Annotated in this window: 22 protein-coding genes and 2 pseudogenes; 11 read left to right on the top strand and 13 right to left on the bottom strand. The window is 48.5% G+C overall.

The features are described 5' to 3' along the window. From ACXJJX_RS05070 to ACXJJX_RS05080, 3 genes and pseudogenes are all read right to left on the bottom strand, one after another. Positions 1-303, bottom strand: a pseudogene (locus ACXJJX_RS05070) (hypothetical protein); the annotation flags it as partial. A gap of 71 nt (positions 304-374) precedes the next feature. After that, entirely contained in the window at positions 375-557 is a 183-nt protein-coding gene (locus ACXJJX_RS05075) for an SAF domain-containing protein (protein ID WP_456432863.1), read from the bottom strand. Positions 558-605: 48 nt separating this feature from the next. Next, positions 606-1,427 (bottom strand): annotated as a pseudogene (locus ACXJJX_RS05080) (N-acetylneuraminate synthase family protein); the annotation flags it as partial. An 823-nt stretch (positions 1,428-2,250) separates the two neighbouring features. Between ACXJJX_RS05080 and ACXJJX_RS05085 the strand changes: the two are divergent. After that, positions 2,251-3,684, top strand: a complete 1,434-nt coding sequence (locus ACXJJX_RS05085; protein ID WP_456432810.1) for a hybrid sensor histidine kinase/response regulator — start codon at positions 2,251-2,253, stop codon at positions 3,682-3,684. Here the strand turns inward: ACXJJX_RS05085 and mtaB are convergent. Genes mtaB through ACXJJX_RS05100 form a run of 3 tightly spaced genes read right to left on the bottom strand, consistent with a single transcriptional unit; the run spans position 3,650 to position 6,387 of the window. Continuing rightward, complete coding sequence (gene mtaB / locus ACXJJX_RS05090) at positions 3,650-4,939, bottom strand: tRNA (N(6)-L-threonylcarbamoyladenosine(37)-C(2))-methylthiotransferase MtaB (RefSeq protein ID WP_456432812.1); 1,290 nt, start codon at positions 4,937-4,939, stop codon at positions 3,650-3,652. The genes ACXJJX_RS05085 and mtaB overlap by 35 nt on opposite strands. Beyond that, positions 4,936-5,961 (bottom strand): tRNA 2-thiouridine(34) synthase MnmA, encoded by a 1,026-nt coding sequence (mnmA, locus tag ACXJJX_RS05095; RefSeq protein ID WP_456432814.1) that lies wholly within the window; start codon positions 5,959-5,961, stop codon positions 4,936-4,938. Before mnmA ends, mtaB begins: the two co-directional genes overlap by 4 nt. Then, complete coding sequence (locus tag ACXJJX_RS05100; RefSeq protein WP_456432816.1) at positions 5,962-6,387, bottom strand: NIL domain-containing protein; 426 nt, start codon at positions 6,385-6,387, stop codon at positions 5,962-5,964. A gap of 68 nt (positions 6,388-6,455) precedes the next feature. On the opposite strand from ACXJJX_RS05100, the gene pyrF reads away from it, so the two are divergent. Next, entirely contained in the window at positions 6,456-7,187 is a 732-nt protein-coding gene (gene pyrF / locus ACXJJX_RS05105; protein ID WP_456432818.1) for an orotidine-5'-phosphate decarboxylase, read from the top strand. Here the strand turns inward: pyrF and ACXJJX_RS05110 are convergent. After that, positions 7,176-7,481, bottom strand: coding sequence for a LapA family protein (locus ACXJJX_RS05110; protein WP_456432820.1), 306 nt, complete (start codon positions 7,479-7,481; stop codon positions 7,176-7,178). The genes pyrF and ACXJJX_RS05110 overlap by 12 nt on opposite strands. A 327-nt stretch (positions 7,482-7,808) precedes the next feature. Between ACXJJX_RS05110 and ACXJJX_RS05115 the strand changes: the two genes are divergently transcribed. The 6 genes from ACXJJX_RS05115 (at position 7,809) to ACXJJX_RS05140 (ending at position 15,194) form a co-directional block, all read left to right on the top strand. After that, a complete protein-coding gene (locus ACXJJX_RS05115; RefSeq protein ID WP_456432822.1) occupies positions 7,809-8,270 on the top strand; it encodes a TorD/DmsD family molecular chaperone in 462 nt (153 codons plus the stop codon). Beyond that, positions 8,248-10,539, top strand: coding sequence for a molybdopterin-containing oxidoreductase family protein (locus tag ACXJJX_RS05120; protein ID WP_456432824.1), 2,292 nt, complete (start codon positions 8,248-8,250; stop codon positions 10,537-10,539). Before ACXJJX_RS05115 ends, ACXJJX_RS05120 begins: the two co-directional genes overlap by 23 nt. 10 nt (positions 10,540-10,549) lie before the next feature. After that, complete coding sequence (locus tag ACXJJX_RS05125; RefSeq protein WP_456432826.1) at positions 10,550-11,305, top strand: 4Fe-4S dicluster domain-containing protein; 756 nt, start codon at positions 10,550-10,552, stop codon at positions 11,303-11,305. 103 nt (positions 11,306-11,408) lie between these two features. After that, positions 11,409-12,902, top strand: coding sequence for a cysteine--tRNA ligase (cysS, locus tag ACXJJX_RS05130; RefSeq protein ID WP_456432828.1), 1,494 nt, complete (start codon positions 11,409-11,411; stop codon positions 12,900-12,902). Then, positions 12,869-13,432 carry a CvpA family protein gene (locus ACXJJX_RS05135; RefSeq protein WP_456432830.1) on the top strand — a complete coding sequence of 188 codons (564 nt, stop codon included), beginning with the start codon at positions 12,869-12,871 and terminating at the stop codon, positions 13,430-13,432. The genes cysS and ACXJJX_RS05135 overlap by 34 nt, the downstream gene beginning before the upstream one ends. Further along, entirely contained in the window at positions 13,425-15,194 is a 1,770-nt protein-coding gene (locus ACXJJX_RS05140; protein WP_456432832.1) for a thioredoxin domain-containing protein, read from the top strand. Before ACXJJX_RS05135 ends, ACXJJX_RS05140 begins: the two co-directional genes overlap by 8 nt. A 12-nt stretch (positions 15,195-15,206) precedes the next feature. Here ACXJJX_RS05140 and ACXJJX_RS05145 read toward each other — a convergent pair whose 3' ends face one another. The 6 genes from ACXJJX_RS05145 to ACXJJX_RS05170 are packed head-to-tail and all read right to left on the bottom strand — an operon-like array spanning position 15,207 to position 20,920. Further along, the gene (locus tag ACXJJX_RS05145) at positions 15,207-15,644 is read right to left on the bottom strand and encodes a hypothetical protein (protein ID WP_456432834.1); all 438 of its coding nucleotides are present in this window, start codon (positions 15,642-15,644) and stop codon (positions 15,207-15,209) included. A gap of 21 nt (positions 15,645-15,665) precedes the next feature. Beyond that, complete coding sequence (locus tag ACXJJX_RS05150; RefSeq protein ID WP_456432836.1) at positions 15,666-18,959, bottom strand: PilC/PilY family type IV pilus protein; 3,294 nt, start codon at positions 18,957-18,959, stop codon at positions 15,666-15,668. Between the two features lie 21 nt (positions 18,960-18,980). Continuing rightward, positions 18,981-19,391, bottom strand: coding sequence for a PilX N-terminal domain-containing pilus assembly protein (locus ACXJJX_RS05155; RefSeq protein ID WP_456432838.1), 411 nt, complete (start codon positions 19,389-19,391; stop codon positions 18,981-18,983). Continuing rightward, positions 19,391-19,771, bottom strand: a complete 381-nt coding sequence (locus tag ACXJJX_RS05160; protein ID WP_456432851.1) for a type IV pilus modification PilV family protein — start codon at positions 19,769-19,771, stop codon at positions 19,391-19,393. Before ACXJJX_RS05160 ends, ACXJJX_RS05155 begins: the two co-directional genes overlap by 1 nt. Next, on the bottom strand, positions 19,771-20,406 hold the full coding sequence (locus ACXJJX_RS05165; RefSeq protein WP_456432853.1) for a PilW family protein: 636 nt from the start codon (positions 20,404-20,406) through the stop codon (positions 19,771-19,773). Before ACXJJX_RS05165 ends, ACXJJX_RS05160 begins: the two co-directional genes overlap by 1 nt. Continuing rightward, complete coding sequence (locus ACXJJX_RS05170; protein WP_456432855.1) at positions 20,384-20,920, bottom strand: GspH/FimT family pseudopilin; 537 nt, start codon at positions 20,918-20,920, stop codon at positions 20,384-20,386. Before ACXJJX_RS05170 ends, ACXJJX_RS05165 begins: the two co-directional genes overlap by 23 nt. A 259-nt stretch (positions 20,921-21,179) precedes the next feature. Between ACXJJX_RS05170 and pal the strand changes: the two genes are divergently transcribed. From pal to glk, 3 genes are all read left to right on the top strand, one after another. Next, positions 21,180-21,791, top strand: coding sequence for a peptidoglycan-associated lipoprotein Pal (pal, locus tag ACXJJX_RS05175; protein ID WP_456432857.1), 612 nt, complete (start codon positions 21,180-21,182; stop codon positions 21,789-21,791). A gap of 22 nt (positions 21,792-21,813) precedes the next feature. After that, the gene (locus ACXJJX_RS05180; protein ID WP_456432859.1) at positions 21,814-22,362 is read left to right on the top strand and encodes an OmpH/Skp family outer membrane protein; all 549 of its coding nucleotides are present in this window, start codon (positions 21,814-21,816) and stop codon (positions 22,360-22,362) included. Position 22,363: 1 nt separating this feature from the next. Then, positions 22,364-23,305 (top strand): glucokinase (glk, locus tag ACXJJX_RS05185; RefSeq protein WP_456432861.1); only part of this gene is annotated, 942 nt, incomplete at its 3' end.

Consider the following 23,305-nt stretch of genomic DNA (forward strand, 5'->3'; position numbering starts at 1 on the left):
AAGAGAGGACATCACATTGTCGATAGATTGAATAGCAAAAGCACGAGCATTAGTTATTTGCTCCTGACTAATATTAACACCATAAACATGGCGACACCCCAAAGAACGCAACCACCACAAAAGAGAACCATTACCACAATCTAAATCAATGATATTAACATCCTTAGTAGGAGCCAAAAAGAGACCGAAATGTTTTTCATAGAAGTGCGACCTAAACTGCAAAATCCGAAAAGAGAGGAGAAAATCAGACGAATCACGGAAACTAACATATGATTTATATATTTTTTGCTTATAGCCAGCCATTTTGGAATTAAAAAGGTCAAAGCATTCAATCAATAAGAAAATAATGATCAAGAATCAAAGCTGAGAAGAAATCATTCTAAAATGTCTAGTGAAATAGAAGACTCTTCCGAAAGATCGACTTTCAACCTTTTTCCCAAAATTTTATCCACTAAATAAGGAGGCGTACCATTGGCCGGACTCTTAAACACTAAATCATCCCAAGTAATAATTTTGCCAGCTGGCAAATAACGGGAGGCATAAATACCCTTACCCATCTTCTTTCTAGCATCCCACTCAAAATCATGAATAATTTTTTCTCCCGTACCCAACGCAAGATCAACTCTACGCAAATCTCTAACTTGTTTTCTTAGACCTTCTGGCTCCAAAGAAAACTTATGATCAGTACCCTTCCAAGCTCGATTCAAAGTAAAATGTTTTTCCACAACAGTAGCACCTAACATGTAGGCAATCACAGCCGCCAAAATACCGTTATCATGCCCTGAATAACCTATAATGGCCTAAGGAAACTCCCTCCTTAGAGTTTCAATAAACCTTAAATTAAGGTACTCATAATCAACCGGATAACCAGCAATACAATGTAACAAGCAGATCTGATCGTTATGTTTAATAACGGCATCATATGCCATTCTTATCTCATCCAAGGTAGCAGCGCCCGTAGAAATAAACATGGGTTTCTTCAGTTTGGCTATATAAGTTAAAAGGGGTATATTTGTTAGATCTCCAGATGCTACCTTATAGCTAGTCACACCCAGATTTTCAAGAAAATCTACACTTTTAAAATCAAAGGCTGTGGCCATAAATTCTAGACCATTTTCTTCGGCTACTCTTTTCAGAATTTTATACTCTTCCATACCAAACTCTAAAAACTCTCTATGTTCACCATATGTTGAACCATAACTATTTTCATTCTCATAGGGCTTATTATAAAATTTTTTGGTAAAAAGAGATTTATTATCTCGTTTTTGAAACTTCACAGCCTGAACTCCACAGCGTGCAGCCACTTCAATCATCTGTAAAGCAGTATCTAAATTCCCTTGATGATTATGTCCAATTTCCGCAATAACATAACAAGGACCCTCTGTTGAAATTTTACTGCGTCCAAATATTATTTCCCTCATTCTCATACCCCTTATTAAAAGATAAGAAAAATAGAATAATCTACCCTTTTCTATGAGATCCTGGTTAGATCTTAAGCTCCCCCACTCATCCCCACGATTATTTTTATTTTGGACAAATTCGAGGTTATTTTAAAGAAAAAACGCCCAAAGGCAAGGGTTTAATTAATTATTTCAAGGGGTTAAAATAAAGTTTTCGTTTAAATATCGATAATGGATGTTGTTCAGGACCTGCCCGGGCCACAGGCACTCAAGCCATTCTCTCCTTAATAGAAAGATTTTTAATAGAAAAAGCTTCCAAAGACACGTTCTCATTTATTTAATGGGTTCACCAAAATAGATGCCCTCCTGGTTTCTAAAGGACCAAGCCTCAAAAGCCTATAACCGGACTCTGGCCTCCCCAGACAGTCATAACCTCAGAGCCATTAGAAGCCACGTCAACAGATCCGCTGCCCGGCCTTTTTATCATAAGGAAAAGATATTTCTAAAGGAGAATTTCTGGCCAGCCCAAAAATTATTCCCCTTGCAGACCCTTAAAGTCGATATAAAAAACGCCCTTCCTCCGCTTTTAAACAAGCCTTTCTCTATCCGGTTGGAGATAAGAATATCCCCCGACCAACTGCCCATCTTTACTTAAGATTATGTTCCTAGGATAAATACCTAGGAATAAACACCTACGGTCTTTGTCCAATTGACAGGTATTGTTTTTTTGATTTATGGCAAGAGATCAGCTGTTTTAGTCCTTTGAGGGGGAAGTCTTTCGGCCTTATTTGGCAATCACTTGTCAAAATCGGGATTTTTTCTTCTAAATTGTCTCTTTAAGGGCTTGGTTATGGGGAATAATTCCTGCTCTGGAATATGCAGTCTTTTCCGGTCCCTTCCGGATATCATTATTGGTATCAACCACAAAAGAGAGATTCTCTTTGTAAATGAAAAGGCTGAAGCCCTTTACGGCCCCCCTGAGGGTCGTCTCTGTTATCAATATCTCTTCAGTCAAAAAGAGGTCTGCCGTTTCTGCCCTTTGGAAGAAGTGCTTCACCAGGGCCCGGTGCGTCTGGAGATTAACGTCAGCCAGGGTCACTTTGACGTCTGGCTCTATCCGGCCGACTATGAAGGTCAGAAAATTGTCGTCTGTGTCTTAAGGGACATCTCCAGGCTCAAAGAGGTCGAGAGCCAGTTGCGTCGGGCCCAAAAGATGGAAGCCGTAGCCCGACTGGCCGGCGGCATTGCCCACAACTTCAACAACCTCCTTATGGCGGCCATGGGCCAGATAGAGATGGCCCTTCTGGAACTTCCCTCAGGTAAGACCTCAGAGCGGCTCCAAAAAGTCCTTAAGCGTCTGGGGCAAGGGGTGGAACTGACCAACAAATTGCTCACCTTGGGCCAAGGACAGATCCTGGAGCCTAGACCGGGAAACATCAATCAAGAGATAAACCGCACCCTTGACCTTGTCCGCCATCTTTTAGGAGAAGACATTATCCTCAAAACCGACCTAAGCCCGGATCTTCCCCCAGTCCGCTACGATCCCACAGCCCTTGAGCAGATTATCCTCAACCTGGTCATTAACGCCCGGGATGCCATGCCCCAGGGAGGGAGCCTCTCTATTAAAACCTTCTCTGAGGGGAAGCGGGTCATCATGGAGATCAGCGACACCGGTTTGGGAATCCCCCCGGAGATCCAGGAGCGAATCTTTGAACCTTTCTTTACCACCAAAAAGGAAGACAAGGGTACGGGCCTGGGACTCTCTATGGTCTATTTTTTGATCAAGGCCTTAAAGGGTGACATAGAGGTCCGAAGCCTTCCTCAAGAGGGAACCACCTTCCGGATGACCTTCCCGGCCAGCGAAGAGAAAGAGGGGCCGAGAAGAACACTTCGGGTACTGGTGGCCGAAGATGACGATTCCATAAGGGAGCTTCTGGAGGAGGCCTTAAGCCTTAGGGGCTTTAAAGTAAAGGTGGCCTCTGATGGTCATGAGGCCCTAGAGTTTCTTAAACGGCCCGGGGTCTCATATGATGTACTTATTTTTGATCTGGTCATGCCCCGAATAAGTGGGCTTCGGCTCATTGAAGAAGCACTCGTCCGTTTCCCCAAGGCTACCATTGTGGCTATGAGTGGCTATAATCACGGGGCCGACCTTCCTAGTTTAGGAGAGCGGGTTCATTTTCTCCAAAAACCCTTCCGGCTTGAAAAGATCCTCTCCCTTCTCAAGCCCCTCAAATCCCAAGAAGGCTCTAAAGAGGAATCCCAAAGACTTTGTCATCAATAATTCTTTCTATCCTCACCGGGACAATCTCTCCCACCGAGGCCTCTCCATCAAGGAGGACTGGAAGATAATTCTCCGAGGTGCCTTTAAGGAGCCCGGTGGCCCGATCTATTCCCTCCACTAAGACTGAAAGAACCCGGCCCAGTTGCCCCTGATAGAAGCTTTTGCGCTTCCGCTGAGAAAGGGCTCGAAGGAGCTTTAAACGCTGGGCGACGACTACCGGAGATATCCGACCAGGCAAGGCCTCAGCCAAGGTCCCGGGACGGGGCGAAAAGGGAAAAACATGAAGATAGGTAAGGGGGCTTTCTTCTATGAGTCGATAAGTCTGAGAAAAGGCCTCTTCTGTCTCCCCCGGGAAACCAACCATAACGTCGGCCCCCAAGGCTGCCTGTGGAAAGAGGGCCCGAAGGAGATTAAGCCTTTCAAGGTATTCCCGGGCCCGGTAGTGCCTATTCATGGCTTCAAGAATCTCGTCGGCCCCACTTTGAAGGGGAATATGGAAGTGGGGACAGAGTCTCTCTGAAGACTGAGCCCAGCGAAGAAATCCATCATCGACCTCTCCTACCTCCAGGGAAGAAAGTCTGATTCTTTCTGGCCCAAGGGACTCAATCTCACTAAGAAGGGTTACCAGATTAAGAGGAGGAGTAAGGTCTTTTCCGTAATGGCCCAGATGGATACCCGTGACCACGATTTCCCGATAGCCCTCCTCGACGAAGGCCTTGACTTGCCCCTTTACCTCCTCCAAAGGGAGGCTTCGGGAAGGCCCCCGGCTGTAAGGGACAATGCAATAACTACAAAAGGCACTACAACCATCCTGGACCCGGAGAAAGGCCCGAGTCCGCCCCCGGAGGCGCCGAACAAAAAAAGGAGCAATCTTTTTTACCCGACGGATGTCCCCTACGTAGATCTCAAGACAGTCGTCCCCATTAAGGGCAAGCTCTACCAAACGGGCTTTCTGGTCGTTGCCTATCAAGCAGATGGAGCCCAAGGAGCGCTCAACAATCTCAAAAGGAGCTACCTGGACGTAGCAGCCGGTGGCGATTACCCGAGCCTGAGGTGACTGGCGCTGGGCCCGACGAATAAGCTGGCGAGATTGATAGGCCGCCTTGGCTGTAACTGCACAGGTATTGACCACGTAAAGATCAGCCTTCTCCCCAAAGGGGACAATAGAGGCCCCCTGGGCCTCAAAGGCCTCAAGCAGGGAGGCCGATTCCACCTGATTTACCTTGCAACCCAAGGTGACTAAGGCGACCTTCATCCGAGAAAGATCTCACCTCCACCGAGGACAATATCATCCCGATAAAAGACGGCAAACTGTCCCGGGGTCACGGCCCGTTGGGGGGAATCAAAGATGACCCGAAGCCTGTCTCCAATTCTATCTATCCGGGCTGGGGCTTCGGTATGACGATAGCGTATCCGAACCCGGGCCCTGAGGGGGAAGGAAATTTTTTCTGGGCAAACAAAATGAGGCCTTAAGACAAAGAACTCTTGACGATAAAGGTCCTTTTTGGGGCCCACAATCAGACGGTTTCTAGAGGTATCAAGAAAAACCACATAGTAGGGACGCCCTAAGCGAAGGCCCAGACCCCGCCGTTGTCCTACTGTATAATTAAAGAGACCTCGGTGAATCCCTACCTGCCGACCATCAGTAGTCACAATAGGACCTGGACTGACCAGCTCTTCAGGAAAAAGCTTCCGATAATCTCCTTGTATGAAGCAGACTTCTTGGCTCTCTGGAGAAGTAAAGCCAAAGTAGCCGGCCTGGCTGGCAATCTTTATCACCTCGTCTTTGGTGTAGCCCCCTAAGGGGAAAAGAAGAGAATTTAACTGATCCTGATCAAGGAGGCAGAGAAAATACGACTGATCCTTGCGGGGATCCCGCCCCTTGCGAATGTAAAGACAGCTACTTTCTCTCTCCAGAGAAAGCCTTACGTAATGGCCGGTTGCCAAGCGTTCGGCCCCAAGCCTACGGGCGGCCTCAAGCATGGCTCCGAACTTGATCCTCTGGTTGCAGACCACACAAGGGTTAGGAGTCTTACCTTCAAGATAGGCCTGACGGAAATAGGTCACTACCTTAGAGGCAAACTCCCGGCGCAGATCAATAACCTTAAGTTCTATGCCCAGGTGTTTGGTGATCTGCTTGAGCCTGGCCACCTCCTTTTCTGGATGGGCCTGGGCCAGGAGGAGAAAGAGGCCAAAGACCTCATGGCCGGCCATCTTGAGGAGATAGGCCGCCGTTGAGCTATCAACCCCGCCAGAGAGGGCAACAGCAATACGCATCTAGATGGTAATCTGGGCCTGTCTCCTTATCTCCATGGCCCGCGGGGGACAGACGGCAATACACAGCTCACAGCCGCTACACTTTTCCGAAGAAAAGAGGACCTCCATCTCCGGACGCTTGATATAAAGGGCCTGGGTAGGACAGACAGCCGTACATAAACCACATTGCATACAACGTTCCTCATTGCGGCGGATCTCCTGGCCGATGGTCTTGATCTCCACGCCTTGATCCCGGAGATATTTAAGACCCTTAGAGAAATTCTTGGGGTGGCCAGAGAGTTCCATAACCATAATCCCTTCTTTGCCAGGTAGGATGGTTGCTTTGAGGATATTGAAACGAAGATCAAAGTCCTTGACCAGATTGCAAACGATGGGTTTATCGACTATCTCTGCCGGGAAATGTAAAACCAACATCCGGGAATACATTTCTGGCCTCCATATATTATGATGCTAGCTACCTTACCTTAAAGGATACGACTTTCAAGGAGTCAGAGGTGAGAGAGAAAGAAGCCATCAAACGCTTGATCTTTCCCCTGGATGTCTCGAGTCGAACTGAGGCCATCTCCTGGGTACGACTTCTGGCCGGTCGAGTGGGAGTCTTCAAGGTAGGCCTTGAGCTCTTCTGCGCCGAGGGCCCGGAGATAATCAAGATCATAAGGGAAGAAAGCGGGGCCCGAATCTTTCTAGATCTCAAGTTCCATGACATTCCGGCCACCATAGAGCGAGCTGTCCGCCAAGCCGTCAACCTAGGTGTTGACATGCTCACCGTCCATGGTCAGGCCGGAAGGATGGCTCTCAGAGCAGCGGCTTCTGCGGCCGAAGGGGGGCTTAAAATTCTGGTAGTCACCGTCCTTACTTCTCTTACTCGGGCCGACCTTATGGAAGTCGGCCTTTCGGCCGAATTAATTCGAGACATCAAGGAACTCACCCTCAAGCTAGCCGCCCTGGCCCGAATCTCTGGCTGCCATGGAGTAGTCTGTTCACCCAAAGAAGTCCTGGCCATTAAGGAAGCCTTCCCCCGCCTGATTACTGTTGTCCCCGGGGTAAGGCCGGAGTGGGCTGGCCAGGATGATCAGGTCCGGGTAGCCACCCCGACCGAGGCCATAGCCTCTGGGGCTGATTACTTGGTAATCGGCCGGCCCATCCGTCGAGCCCCGGATCCTCTTGAGGTTGTAGACAGAATCATCGCCGAGATTGTCGGAGCGATGGAAGGGCTAGAGGTCTGAAGAGGGAGTCTCAGCCCTTTTGGCCAGGAGTTCCTCTAGCTCCCGGAGGCGACGCTCCAGTTCCTCGACCCTTTTGTTCCTCTCCGAAAGCTCTCGTCGCCGCCGAATGCGAGAGGGAATGGTAATAAGCCAAGTGATGGCAATACCGGCGGTAATGGCCAAGATGATAACCACCGCCAATGAGCTCTCAAAACGCCAAAAAAGAAAACTGACCACCACGGGAGAGGCGTTTTGGATGGCAAAAAGGGCGATGGCCACAGCAATAATCGCTGCCAAAATGAGATAGAATTCCACGTCCGTCCTCCTTCCATCTAAAAATAGAAGGGAATAACCAACTAAAGGGCCAAAACTACCAATAAATAAAAAATAACTCCAATTAAGGAGATAAAAGGCTTTAACGCAAAATTTTAACCAAAAATTAGCATTTTAGCCCCTAAAATCAGCCTCATGACTGCCCATCATCATTATTAACCTTAAAATTATTGCCTTTTTCAATTTGACAATGATTACTTAAACCTATATTTACGTTTTGTGTTTCGATTATTCTATCTCTTGTCAGAATGCTTTTCTTACCCGCCAGCAGATCCAGGGAGATCTGAAATCTGGGAGATACTCTCTTCTGTGGCCCAGGATCTGGACCTCAGCATCCCCTCCTTAAATGGTCTAGACAAAGAGCAGCTCAGAGCAGAATATACCAGGCTTTTTATCAGTGCTCCCTTTGGGGCTGAAGCCCCCCCTTATGCCTCCGTTTATCTTTCTCCCGAAGGTCTCCTCTTTCAGAGGCCTCACGATGAAGCCCTTTCTTTTTATAGACAGGCTGGCCTTGAAGTGGAAGGGGCAGGAGAGCCTGCTGACCATCTGGCCTTTGAACTTGCCTTTGTGGGCCGGTTACTTGAAGAGGAGAGCGGGCCGCTTCTGGATGACTTCCTCCACAAGCATCTCCTCAGATGGTACCCGGCCTTCCTGAAACGACTCCTGGCAGCCGAGCCTCACCCCTACTTTGGCTTTCTGGCTCGGCTCACTGGGGAGGTCCTTCAAAAACTCTCTGAGGAGGTTTCCCATGAAAAGGAGGCATTTTCTTAAGCTGTCAGCGGCCAGTTGCGCGGCCCTAGCAGCCATGGAGTTCAAAACCAGGGGCCTTTTTCGCCCCTCTAAGGCTTGGGCCGAAAGCAAGGAGGGGCTTCCGGGAAGCTTAGGGGCCAAAGAGGTAACCTCCGTCTGTGAGATGTGCTTCTGGCGTTGTCCTATCGTAGTTAAGGTCAAAGGGGGCAAGGTGGTCAAGATAGAGGGCAATCCCCTGAGCCCGGCCAATGGTCCTCGAGTCTGTGCACGGGGCAACTCCGGCATCCAGCTCCTCTACGATCCAGACCGGGTCAAATACCCCCTTAAGAGAGTGGGAGCCAGGGGAGAAGGCAAATGGACCCGTATATCCTGGGATGAGGCCCTTGATGAAGTCGCCCATAACATCAAAAAGATCAGAGACAAATATGGCCCTCATGCCCTGGCCTTCTTTGACCATGGGGCCTCAGCAGAGTATTTCCGCGAGATATTCAAGACCTTGGGGACAGAAAATTACTCCAATGAGCCAGCCTTCTTCCAGTGTGTCGGCCCAGTGGCTGTGGCCTATCTGACAACTCTCGGCTATGTGGTCTCAGGAACCAGACAGTACGTTGATATGAGCCACACCAAGGCTATGCTCTTGGTGGGCAGTCACCTCGGAGAGAATCTCCACGTCTCCCACATAAGAGAATACATCGAGGGATTAGCCCGAGGGGCCAAATTGATTGTGGTTGATCCGCGTTTTTCGGCCCCAGCCGGAAAGGCTGACCTCTGGCTCCCTATACGCCCAGGAACAGATACGGCCCTGCTTCTGGCCTGGATAAATTATGTCATCCAGAACAACCTCTACGATGAGGACTTTGTCAAGAAGAACTGCCATGGTTTTGAGAAGCTTAAGGAGGCTGTCAAAGGCTACAACCTTAAGTGGGCCGCCAGAATATGTGACCTAGATGAAAAAGATATTAAAACAGCTATAGAAATCCTGGCTGCGGCCCGGCCTCAGGTCGTCATCTATCCCGGACGTCATTCCACCTGGTATGGCCGAGGAGATGTTCAGCGTCATCGTTGTTTGGCCATCCTGGCTGCCCTTTTCGGATCTATCGGGGTTCCCGGAGGGATATATTTCCCCACCCCCATCCCCATTGGGGAAGCCGAATGCCTTATTGGTCACGAAGAAGCCGGTGAATCCGACACACCCCTTAAAGAAAAATTCCCTTTTGCCGAGCCCTTTCCCGGAAGCCCCACTAATGAGATCATCAAGGCCACTCTTACCGGAAAGCCTTACCCCATAAGACTCTGGGGGGTCTGCGGGGTCAACATTCTCCAGACCATTCCCAACCCATATCAGACCATGGAAGCCATAAAGAAATTAGACTTCATCTTCTCCGTAGAAATGCTTCCCACGGAGACGGCCATCTGGTCTGATATAATCCTTCCAGATGCCGTCTATCTGGAGCGTTATGATCACGTTTACAAAAACGACGAGCTTCATCCTTTCATTACCCTTCGCCAGCCGGCCGTAGAACCCTTGGGAGAGGCCCGATCCCCTTACTGGATAGCCCAGCAACTGGCCAGGCGCTTGGGCCTTTCGCTCTTTACCTGTGAAAACGAAGTCGCCTATCTCAATGGCCAACTTAAAGAAATCGGGCTTTCGGTAGAAAAATTGGTACAAAAAGGCGGTCTAGTAACCTTCCCAGGAAGACCCTACCGTGATCCGAAAAAAGGGCTTCAGTTGGCCACTGAATCCGGCAAAGTCGAGCTTTACTGTGAGGCCTTTGCTGATGAAGACTTTGATCCAGTTCCCAAGTTCGAACCCACTCCGGCCCCTCCCAAAGGCTATGCCCGTCTGATCTACGGTCGGGTGCCGGTCCACACCTTCAGCCGAACGATGAACAATCTTTGGCTCCATAATGAATGGCCGGAGAATCATGTCTGGATAAACGATGAGGTTGCCGCCAAACTGGGAATCAAGAACGGAGACACCGTAGTTCTGGTAAATCAAGACGGTTACAAATCAAATCCCATAAAGGCCAAGGTTACTCCAGGCATTCGTCCCGATGCCATCTATGTGGCCCATGGTTTTGGAAGCCGTTCTCCCCGACTGACCAAGGCCTATCAGAAAGGGGCCAGCGATCAGTTTTTGATCACCCACTACGTAGAAGACCCTTTTATGGGCTCTTCCAGCCACCGAACGAGCTTTGTCAAGATCATCAAGGGCGGCAAAACTCTCGACATCCCTGAACTCAGGCCGCTTCCGCCTGAGATTCCCCGCTTTGAGATTAGAAAGGCCTAGGAGGTAAAAGATGAGTGCTCAAAATAGTCATCAATATGCCATGGTCATTGATCTTGATCGTTGTGTTGGCTGCCACGCCTGTGCTTTAGCCTGTCGGGCAGAGTGGCAGGTCCCGGTTCCCTACCGGAGAAATTGGCTTAAACGGTTAGGACCAGAAAAAACACCTTATGGGATCTCCTATACCTTTTATCCCGGGCTCTGTAACCACTGCGATGCCCCGGCCTGTATCACCGTCTGTCCAGTAGAGCCAGAAGAAAAGGAGTTTCACTGTCCTAGAAGTGGGAAAACCACCAAAATGGCCGTAAAGGCCACCTATAAAGAACCTTTTACAGGGATCGTCCTCATTGATAAGGAGCGATGCATCGGTTGTGGAGCCTGTGTGGAGGCCTGTCCTTACGGGGCCCGCTACCTAAATGAGGAGCTAGATGAACCCAAGGCAGATAAATGCACCTTTTGCCTCGAGAGGATTCGTCACGGAGAACCCCCAGCCTGTGTAAAGACTTGCATTGCCGATGCCCGCATCTTTGGAGACCTAGCCGATAAAAACTCCGAGGTCTACAAGCTGATCCACCAAAAAGGGGCCATGCGTTTAAGCACCAAAGAGGTCAATCTCGGCCCCAATGTCTACTACATCGGCAAAAAGAAGGATCTCCATCTCCTTCGTGAAAAGTTTGCCCCTCGGGAAAGGACCTGGGAAAACGTCAAGGCTCCAGACAGACGCGGAATCATGCTGGCAATAGCCAGGCGCCTGAAAAAAATCGGTTAACCCCCTCAAAAAATAAGGGGGGCTTTGCTGCCCCCCTTATTTTTGCTCCTTAAGAACACCTTCCTCTTTTAAGTCCGAAAAATTCAGGGTAGAAAATAGAGCTATGGGTCTTTTGATCTATAATTCACTCTCTCGGACAAAGGAATCCTTTGAACCGGTTAATCCTCCCCAGGTGGGCATGTATGTCTGTGGCATCACCGCTTATGATTATGCCCATATCGGTCATGCCCGTTCAGCAGTAGTCTTTGACGTCATTTACCGCTATCTCAAGTATCGAGGCTATCAAGTAACCTATGTACGCAATTTCACCGACATAGATGACAAGATCATCAACCGGGCTAATGAGACCGGTGAGCCCCCTCTGGAGTTGGCCAAACGCTTTATTGAGGCCTTCCGCGAGGACATGGCTGCCCTCAAGGTGTCTCCCCCCTCGGTAGAGCCCTTGGCCACTGAACACATCGCCGAGATCATTGCCCTTATTTCCCGATTGATCGAAGCCGGCTATGCCTATGAGGCTGGGGGAGACGTCTACTTTGCCGTGGAAAGTTTCCCTCGATATGGAGCCCTTTCCCACCGGAGCCTTGAAGACATGCGGGCCGGAGCCCGAGTGGCCATCTCAGAAAAGAAGCGCCATCCCCTTGATTTTGCCCTCTGGAAGGCAGCCAAACCTGGAGAGCCCTCCTGGGAGAGCCCCTGGGGACGAGGGCGACCGGGCTGGCATATAGAGTGTTCGGCCATGGCTATGAAGTATCTAGGCGAGACCATTGACATTCATGGCGGCGGTATGGATCTTATCTTTCCTCATCATGAAAATGAGATTGCTCAAAGCGAGGCTGCTACCGGTCGGACCTTTGTCCGCTACTGGATCCATAACGGTTTTGTAACCATCAAGGAAGAAAAGATGTCCAAGAGTCTGGGCAACTTTGTCACCATCAGAGACGTCCTTTCCCAATATCATCCCGAAGTAATTCGGATATTCCTTCTCTCCAAACATTACCGAAGCCCACTTGACTTTAGCCCCGAGATTATGGCCGAATGGCAGGCAGCCCTTGAACGGGCCTATGAGACCTTTCGGGCCGTGATAGACCTTAAGGCGGTAAGTGACCAGTCCCCCGAACGCAAACAGCTTCGGGAGCTAGGTCAGATAGAATCCTTTTTTGCTGACTTCGAAAACAATCTCTCCCAGGCCATGGATGATGACTTTAACACCGCCAAGGTCGTAGGCCTACTCTTTGAGGGTATCTCCCATCTTAACCGAGTCCTCACCTTGGCCGGAAGAAATCCCTTGCGAGAGCATGAAAGGGTAGCCCGCTGCGGGCTTTCGCGCCTCAAGAAACCCATCAGCCAGATCCTGGGCATCCTTGAGGAAGACCCTGAGGCCTATCTCCTCTCTGAAAGGAAAAGGCTGATTGAACAACTGGGGTTAGACCAAGAGGAAATTGAGGCCTTAGTGGCCGAAAGGGAGGCTGCCCGGCGCCAAAGGGATTTTGCTCGGGCAGACGAAATCCGGGATAGACTCCAGCAGATGGGGGTTGTCCTTCAGGATACACGAGAGGGAACAAAATGGAAGGTGCAAAGACCTTCTTATCCGGCCTGAGCTGGTTTGACTATCTACTTCTAGCCATCTTTGTTTTTTTCTTCCTCAAAAGCCTTTTTAATGGATTTAGTCGAGAGCTGGCCTCCATAGTGGGACTCATTTTGGGAATATTTCTGGCCGGACGTTTCCATCCCCTGGTAGCCAATATCCTCTCTCCATGGATAACCAACCAACCCCTTCTAAAAGGTCTTTCTTTTTTGACCGTCTTTATCATTGTCTATCTCTCGATCTTTATCCTGGGAGTCCTTCTCCGAAGGACTTTAGAGCTGATCAAACTCTCTTGGCTAGACCGAGTGCTAGGAGCCGCCCTCGGCTTCATAAAGGCCTCTTTAGTGGCGGCCATGATTATTTTCCTGGTGGTTACCTTTGTCCCCCAAGGGGGGCATATTCTTTCTAAATCTCGCCTCTATCCTTATGTGTTGAAGGCCACAGGAATTATAGTCTTTCTTATCCCTGAAGACCTAAAGGCCCGCTTTAAGTATCAGCTCCGCCACAGACTCACCCCTGACCCCAGAGGCTCCCGTGTCTAACCTTTTCTCTCAAAAGGCTAAAAGCCTTTATCTCCGGAGACATCTCCACGATCCTGTCAGGTGGTGGCCTTGGACTGAGGAGGCCTTTTATCAGGCTCTGCAGGAAGACAAACCGGTCTTTTTATCCATTGGATATGCTGCCTGCCACTGGTGCCAAGTAATGCACCGGGATTGCTTTCAGGACGAAGAAATCGCTGCTCTTCTAAACGAGCAATTTATTCCTATTAAGGTCGACCGTGAAGAAAGACCGGATATCGACAGCCTTTATATGAGGGCCTGCCTGCTACTTACCGGAGGCGCAGGCTGGCCTCTTTCGGTCTTTCTTACCCCTGAGAAGTGGCCGTTTATGGCTGGAACATACTTCCCCAAACGCGGAAGCGGCAACCGCCCCGGCTTTGCCGAGATCCTCCGGGCGGTAGCCACTGCCTGGACGAAAGATAAAGAGCGCCTTCGGGCCTCGGCTAGACAGATCCTTAAGGATTTAATGCCAGAAGTGGCCAAGGCCTCGGAGTTGCCTGGCCGGGATATATTCTCTCTAGCCCTTGAAGCCATAGAGGCCTCCTTTGACTGGCGATACGGTGGCCTAAAAGGGAGCCCTAAATTCCCCATGCCTTCGGTTCTATATTTTTTGGCCCAAGCCTACAGACGCCTGGCCCAGCCAATCGCCTTAGAGATGTTAGAAAAGACCCTTCTTTTTATGCGTCTGGGAGGCATCTATGATCACCTTGGCCACGGGTTTCATCGCTACAGTGTAGATGCTGCTTGGCACGTCCCCCACTTCGAAAAAATGCTCTACGACCAAGCTTTGATCTCCCTGGCCTACCTTGAGGCCTATGAGCTGACCGGGAAATCCTTTTATGCCCAGGTGGTTCGCGAAATCTTTGATTATGTAGAAAGGGAACTGTCCTTAGAGGATGGCTCCCTGGCCAGCTCTCAAGATGCCGAAACCCAAGGCCGTGAAGGATGGTATTATCTTTGGACCAAAGAAGAGATAAGGGATCTCTTAGGACGGGAGCTTGGGGAACTTTTCTGCCGCGTCTATAACATCCAGACAGAGGGCAACTTCCTCGATCCGGTAAAGGGATACCGGACCGGCCGCAATATTATCTTCCTCCGGGCTCCTCTTTCCCAGCTGATCAGAGAGTTAGGACTCAGTCGCTCCCAAATCAAGGCCCTCGACGAGGCCAAACTCCGCCTTCTGGCCGCCCGCAAAAGGCGACCCTCTCCAGCTATAGATAACAAGGTTATCACCTCCTGGAATGCCATGATGGCCAAAGCCTTTTTTCGGGCCGCTAGGCTCTTCAGAGAAAGAGATTTTGCCGATCAAGGGCAGAAGATCTTGGCCTCTATCCTCAATGAGCCCCTTTTTCACTGCCAAATCGAAGGAACCATTACGGCCCAGGGTCTTCTTGAGGACTACGCCTGGATAATCCTTGCCCTCCTAGAGGCCGAAAAGGTCGGAGTAGCCCTGGAGAAAGAGTTAAAGGAAAGACTTTCCCAAGAAATGATCAGCCGTTTTTTCAAAGATGGTTGCTTTTATCTCTCCGAGGCCCAAGATCTACCCTGCCTGGTTCATGATGACTATGATGGAGCCATCCCCTCGGCCGCTTCTGCGGCAACTTTGGCCTTAGCCTCCCTCAAGGAAGAAGCCCCTAGCCTTCTTGAGGTTGCCCGTCAATCCCTTCTCGGAGAACTTCCGCTCATCAAGTTAGATCTTCCCGGCCATACCTTCTGGCTCAAGGCCCTAGCCAAACTCATCTAAGAAATCCATAGATTATCTGAGCTTTTTGTGCCAAATCCTCTCCTCTTCTACCGTCTGACGGCCCACCACATAAATGGCCACAATGCGCCCATTGTCCTGGGGCAGATAATGGATGCGAAGAATCGTACCCGGGGTGAGATCAGGCCAGCTACCTGATCTCACCATAGAGCCTTCTCCCCTGATCCCTCCTTGGAAGAGTTTCACCTTTTTCGAGACCGGAATAGTTAGATGTTTGGGGCCTATTTGGACAACTATTGCCTTAAGCCTTTGGCCTTCGAAGATCTGTTTCTCTACCAGGGCATAGATCTGTTGGGTGTTGTCAGCAGGAATATCTCCAAAAATAAGATGCCAAGCCGTCTCCTGCCCCTTGGTCGGTTGGGCTAATCCCCCAGAAGGACACCCCCAGAACAAGGCCCCAAGGAGAAGAAAGAGCCCTAGTTTCCTTAACATTCTGGCCTCCTTAGAATCAGTTTAGTCAAGATCTCGCCAAGAGCCCTTCTTAAACCAGGCCTTAATAGAGGTAAGGATGGGTTGATTACCCTCGGTGGTGGCCTGGATGATGAGATCCCCTAAGGTGTTCAGCTCCCCTACAGGGACCCCTTCACCGATCTTGAGACCAGCAGGGTAGGCCGGAGTCCCGTTGACCAGGATTTTATCATTTTCATCAATGGCCCCATCGTTATTGACATCAAAGACCGGACCGTCATAAAGGGTCATGCAACCAGAATCATAACGAACAACAAAAAGCCAAGCCTCGCCTGTTCCACTACACTGATCTCCGGTAGGGATAAAGGTCACGAAAAAGACGTATCCACCCAGGACCAAGGGCGGCGTGAGGATCCTCTCCGCCCCTCCAGCAGGCCCTGTGCGAGGAAGTTCGATGGCCCAGCCCGGCTTTGTGGTATCACAACTTCCAGAGATAATGGCATAATTGCCGACAATAGTAATCTGATTGACGTTTAAATCCGTAAGGGTTAGTTCCATGCCCTCATCACGCAGACCGACCATGTACTGGACGGTCCCATCCTGACCGTCGGTCCAATCCCAAAACTTTCCGGTACCGAAATAGATCCAGACCTTGTCGTTAGCTATTGCGTAAGCTGGACGGGCTGTAATCGGATGGTTGCTACCGAGATTTATAATGATTTGAGAGGTTGGAGAAGTGGTCAGACTCTCCAGCTTCCAGATTCGCCCCTTCATATCTCCCACATAAAGACGATCTGCCCGATCGTTGAAGTCAGAATCCACGGCAACAGGAGTGGTGAGCATGTTCTCACCCTCAACTCCCAATTGAACCCCCCATTTATAGGCTCCATTGGTGGCTCCGACAGCATAGAGCCAAGCGACTTTATTGATCCAATCAGCATCATTTTCCGCATATCCTGAGGGGAGGAAGGCCACCCAAGAGTCGTCCTCAAGATGAGCAATGCGGGCCTCATTCCAGGTCTCCCCCAGATTAGGATCAGAAAATTCCCATAAAGGAGTGATCCCTGTAGCCGTAGGGGTAGTCACGTCCAGAGCGAAGAATTGATTACCACCACGGCCAAGCCCACAGACAAGGATTTTCTGACTCCCCAGGTCCTCAATAATAGGAGTCCCATCGAGGAAGTAATCGTGGCAGTAAGTCCCCGAAAAGTAGTTCAGCTCTTTGTAGCGGGGAAGGACGGCCGAAGGGATATAAGCAAAAACCTCCTCCCCGGTGTTGAGGTCAAAGGCGTGCAACATCCCGTCGTTGGCTCCCACCCAGATGCGGTTATCTTCTACTTTAGGCTGACTATTGATGATATCACCCAAGGGGTGCTCCCTCGTCCGGTAGCCAGAGACCGTAGATCCACAGGCCAATTCCCCTCGGATGAAATTCACATCTTCTTGGCTAAGGTCGTAAGTATCCGGAGATATAAGGGCATTTAGGCGGTCAAGATTAGCTACCGTAAACTCAAACTTACCATTGGCGTCTTTAGTATAGATGTTACGGCTAGCCCCACAGGGGAGAGTCGTATTAGTTGTCCAGCCAGTATCAGAAGCATACCAAAGACTGGCGTCAAGATTACCAAGAATAAGATTAACAATGTCATCTACCTTGCTACTATCATAGCCAACAAGAGCCTCACTACCCATAGCAGCGGCAATGGCATCCTGATCAAGGAGAAAATTACGTAGATCGTTAGCGTCAATCTGTTCGGCCACATCGAGATTGCCATCCCCATCAATATCTTCTTCAGGATCAAGCTGGTTATTACCATTAATATCTTCATCGTAGGCATCAAGATGCCCATCGCCATCTACATCCTCAAAATGATACCATCTAGCCAGAGCCCTAGCGTTTGAAAGAGAATGGCAGTTAGCGCAATTGTAGCGATAGGGACCGGTCCTAACTTCTCCAGTCCAGTCAGAGACATCAAACCCAGTATAGATCTGGATATTGCCATAGTTGGTTTTAGTGGCTGTACCACTTCCGGTCCTAAACACGGTCTGCTTTATCTCGTAGATGATCGAGCGGAGAATATCGGCCAGTTCATCTGGATTGCGAGCGATAAAGGGATCAGGGACCCCATCATTATCGTTATCACGGTGAAGGGCAAAAGTATTGACACCATCAGCCTCTTCATTGGCTACCCTGGCCATTACCCGAAGTTGGGCATCTTGATCAGGGGGAAGATTGAAACCAACGGCAATAGCCGTCACCCCACTCTGAACGAGTTCCCTAGTCCTTGTTTCCACATTTATCTCTGTAGAATCGATATTACCCTGCCCATCAGTGAGAAAAATGGCAAATTTTTTACCGCACGGCTGAGGAGAATAGGTGTTTCCAAGCTCATCGGCAATGTTGCCAGCGAAATACTCCTTAGCAGCCACAATTGAAGGAGAAAAGGGAGTCCCTCCGCCAACCATCACCCGAAAGACGTTGGCCGAGTCAGAAACCTTCTGATGGGCAATGGCATCAAGAGCATTATAGATAGTCGTCAGATGAGATTCACTGTAAGGCTCACATCCTACATAAATTCGAGTAAAATATTGAGAATCAGGAAAATCAGCCTTAAAAAAGGCAACTCCTGTAGAAAGAGAAGAATCGGTAACTAACTCCCTAATAACTCGAGTTGCCACCTCAATTCGACTCATATTAAGATAGTTTCCAAGAACCAAAGTATCAGATTCGTAACCTGCAGGCCTTCCAAATTCATCACAAAATTGAAAAAAACCAGGAAAAAATATAGCACAACTTTGATCGCAAAAATGATACATAAAATAGATTTCATCACCATTTAGAGTAATAGTCGGGGGATCTAAATTATTCCTGTGCCAACTCCAATCAGCAATTCCATACTGATTAAGAACAGAAGTAACATTACCAGAAGAATCCCGAAAGGCACCACTACACAAATCAACAGGACATTGAGAGTTTTCTGGATTAGAACTATCATAAGTGTTAACAACAATATGAGAGGGATCATCAAAGCACTGATAAAGCAAATGATATCTAAGATTGGATTCAATAATATATTGACGATTAAAAACCTTATTAGCCAAACCCTGATCAGTATAAAAGCCAGAATAAGTAACACCAGAATCATAAGAAGGAGTATAATCTGGTCGGGGACCCAAAATCATACTTCCCGAAAGGTCAACAACAAAAAGAATCTCGGGAATAGAATAAGTCCCCATATATATAGGGAGCTCACCGCAAATATTTTGAGAAAATACTGGACGGACAAAAGCAAAATAAAAGACAAAAATAAAAACAAAAGGCTTTAAATAGGCCCCCATAAAGACACCTCCTCAATAAAATCAAGGGCATTCAGAGACCGCCCTCTGAGCATAAGCCTCAATCGTGTATCCACTATCAGTCCAACTACGGACAAGATACTCCTCACATGCAGAAGAAGGATTAGTACATCGATAAGCAACCGTTCCCTCATAACAGCCCTGATACGTAACCGAATAATTGACAGAAATTTGACCACTAGTAGAAGGCAAAACAGCAACCCACTGACCAGATAGACCTTCAGAAACCTTATTAAGACCAAGGCGAATCCCGGCTTCAGCTGCATAAAAATCCTGATAATAGTCACGATTAGCAATCGAAGTCCAAATTTCTACAAGAGCATCACGACTAGCCCACATAACCACTGCAGTAAGAAGCAACAAAACTACCAAAGCCAAAACAAGTGTATTGCCACGAACACCACTAATACACATTAAGTATCACCTCGAACACGAAAAACAGAAAACTGAAGACGATTATTATCCCAATACAAGATAAGCCAAACCTGCTTCAAATCATCAGAGTAAGAAACCAAACGACACTGGACAGAAAAAGTGATGCTACCATAAGAAAAAGAAGAAGGGACATCACTACAAACAGTATCCAAAAACTCAAAATCCTTACTAAACACATATTCCTCCAGAAGAGACTGAGAGGCTAACGTAGCAGAAGTAAGATCCTTAGAAGTCTTTACCCCCCGAAGAGAAACAATATTCATATTAGCCAAAGCCAGTATACCAATAGAAAAAATAGCAATGGCTACCAAAATCTCTAGAACCGAAAAACCGGAAACAGAAAGATTTCCGTGCTTCATTAATTCAAATTCCTTGGAACAACTGAAACCTCTAGATAACGACGTCGATAATTATCATTAAAAGGACCACAAATTGGATAAACATCACTATTAATGTAGGAAGAATCTTGCTGAGATGAACGAACAACCATCTGTATTTTAATAACACGGATAGAAGAAAGCTCGGAAGGCAGCGGAGAATCTGTTTTTGTTCCATCAGAAAGAACATAAGAAAAACGAAAACAATCAACCATCGTTCCTTCGCCACCAATCAAAGGATCTAAATTCCTAGAAAGACGAGCGCTAACCGAACTATATACATAAGTAACATCTTCGCCAGAATCAGAGCAATCACCATCTCCATTAAGATCCATTCTTATCTGAAGACTACTAGCATCAGCAGCAACTATCCAATTACCGCAAGAAGCTAAAGACGAGGGATCATAGCCAGCCATTCTAATTTCCTTAACAAGAGAGTTAAGACTCACCCGAATATCCTGCTGAAGGAGTGCCGTATCATGAACAACAGACGAAGCCTTCAATTGCCCCCTCAAGGCAGTAAAAATACCTAACCCCACAAGGGAAAACATAAACAGCGAAACCATTAACTCAACAAGAGTTAAACCCTTTTGATTAGCAATCTGTGTTTTTATCACAAATAACCACCCGACCAGAACGACTAAGCTTAAGCTTATAAAAAGAGTTAGTTGATAATGAAACTAGCCTTAGACTACCATTCCCACCACCAGCTAGACATGACGGCTGCCCCCTAACAAACTGGGGACCAGACGAGCAACCAAAAAAGGATACCGAAGACAAAAACACCCCAGCAGGTAGAACAACTGTCTTCAAGATAGACTCACCATTGTCTCTAGATCCATTATTATTAATATCAACAAAAATCTGATAAGAGCTAGCATTATCCGCCAAAGAAATAACAACTCTTGCCTGACGCCTTAAAGAGGCCACCCGGGCGTATTGAAAATCAGAAGCTAAGGTCTTGATCGCCCCCTGAAGGGCAAAATCCTCCTTTAGGCGCCCCAGAGAAGGCACGGCCAAGGCGGCCACAATGGCGGTTATGATGAGCACCAGAAGGGCCTCAAGGAGGCTAAAGCCTGCCAAAGAAAACAAAATTTTAAAAAGAGGTTTTTCCCTTAGCCCCTTAGACATCAAGCCCTCCGTTCAAGCTTTTTTGAGAGCAAAAAACATTCCCCCTAAATTTTTAGGAGAAATCCAGGCATCTCTATTTTATTTCGACTTAAAGCCAGAAAAGATAAGGCCCTAAACAGTCCTGGAGTGACAAATAACGACCAGCGGTGTCTTTTTTTGTCTATTGACCAAAAGAGAATCTACAGGGAGGCAATACAAAGCATTGCCATTTTTATCGAGTTTTGCTAGATTTGCGCCAGCTTGTTTTCAGGAGGTCGGGGTGAAATCCTTCGGAAAATGGTTTTTAATGTGGCTGTTGATATTGGCCTTGGGAGTAGCCTTTTGGGGATGTGCCAAAAAGCCGGTGCCTATCCCCCAGGAAACCGCTAGAGTCTCTGATGTCTCCCTTCCGGCAAAAACCGCTCCCTCAACCCTTAAGGGCCAAGAAGTTAGGCCCCGTCCTGGACTTGACCTGAAGGAAGAGCAACTTTCTGGCCAGGCAAAGGAGAGAGAGACCCTTTCTCCGGAACAAAAGGATCTTCTCTACGGACGCAGTACCCCACCACTTAAGGCTATTTTCTTTGATTTCGACGACTATACTATCCGACCAGATATGCGCTCCCGTTTGGAGGAAGATGCCCGTTTCCTTCTGGACCATCCAGAGGTAGTGGTCGAGCTTCAGGGCAACTGTGACGAGAGGGGGACTACAGAATACAATCTGGCCCTGGGAGAGAAACGGGCCCTTTCGGTCAAGAAATACCTAATTAATCGAGGAATCGCCCCTGAAAGGCTTATTACGGTAAGTTTTGGTGAGGAACGGCCCCTTGATCCCCGACACAATGAAGAGGCCTGGGCCAAAAATCGCCGGGTCGACCTGGTCATCATAAACTAAATGTCTTGGAGGCCTTGAACCAATGAAGAAGCTTCTGCGTCTTTTGGGAATTATCATTGCCTTGCTCCTTCTAGCCCAATGGGCCCATGCCCAGACAGCTCAGAAAATTGCTGTCATCCAGATGCAGAAGGTGGTCAAAGAATCAAAGGCCGGACAATCGGCTCTAAAGAAACTCAATCAAAAATTTGCCACCCTCCAGAAGGAGCTTAAGGCCAAAGAAGAAGAACTTAAAAGATTCAAAAACGATCTGGAAAAAAAAGCACCCCTTCTAAGTCCTGAAGCCCGCCAGGAAAAGGAACGGCAGTATCAAAAGATGCTCCGCGAATACAAAGCCAAGCGAGAAGATGCCGAATTTGAGATCCGCCAGGCCGAACAAAAGGCCCTTGAGCCCATTATGAAAGACCTTAGAGGCATTGTTTTTGATTACGCCCAAAAAGAAGGGTTTGATCTGATAGTCGAGAAGAACATGCCCGGGGTCTATTTCGCCTCTGACAAGATTGACATCACTCGGAAGATCATCGAGCTTTATGATCAGAAATTCGAAAAAGGAGAGGCCTTAGGCGGCAAGTAGAATGATCTTGGCAGCCGATATCGGCGGCACAAAGACGGCCATTGCCACCTTTGCCCCCGGAGATTTTACCCCCCGGGGGCTTTTGATTTACGAAAATGCCGCCTTTTCTTCAGCTGAAGAACTTTTGCTCACCTATCTTAAACAGCAGCCTCCGGATTTCCCTATTAAAAGGGCTTGTTTTTCTGTCGCTGGACCTGTCTTGGAAGGGCGTTGCCAGATGGTCAACCTTGGCTGGTATCTTGAGGAGTCAAGGTTGGCCAGTGCCTTGGGGCTTTCAAGGGTAAGCCTGATAAACGATCTCGCAGCCACTGCTTACGGAACTTTGGTCCTTCCAGAAGAAGACCTTCTACCCTTAAAAGAAGGGCTACCCCGGCCCGAGTCCCCCCGAGGGATAATTGCTGCCGGGACCGGACTTGGCCAGTCGGTGCTCATTCCTCTTAAAAAGGGAGATTATTTAGCCCTTCCAACAGAATCCGGCCATGCTGACTTCCCCCCAGGAGATGATCTCGAATGGGGGCTCTATAAATATCTGCGCCAGATCTATGGCCACGTGAGCCTCGAGCGGATCATCTCTGGACCGGGCTTAGAGAACATCTACCGGTATCTCCTGGACAAAGGTCCTACCCCTGATGATCCCTTTGTCCATCAAAGACCCCAGGCCAAGGCCCCAGAAATCGTCAGAGCAGTCCCTAAAAGCCCCACTTGCCGCCAAGCCCTTCAAATATTCCTCCGCTCCTTTGGAGCAGAGGCTGGCAATTTGGCCTTGAGGACTCTGGCCTGGGGGGGAATCTACCTTGGTGGAGGGATTGCCCCGAAGATTATCCCCTACCTCAAGGAAGGACCATTTCTGGAGGCCTTTATCGACAAGGGGCGTCTCCGCCCCTTTCTAGAGAATATTCCAGTCTTTATTATCCTCAATGAAAATACCGCTCTCCTAGGAGCA

Source organism: Thermosulfuriphilus sp., assembly GCF_054026695.1.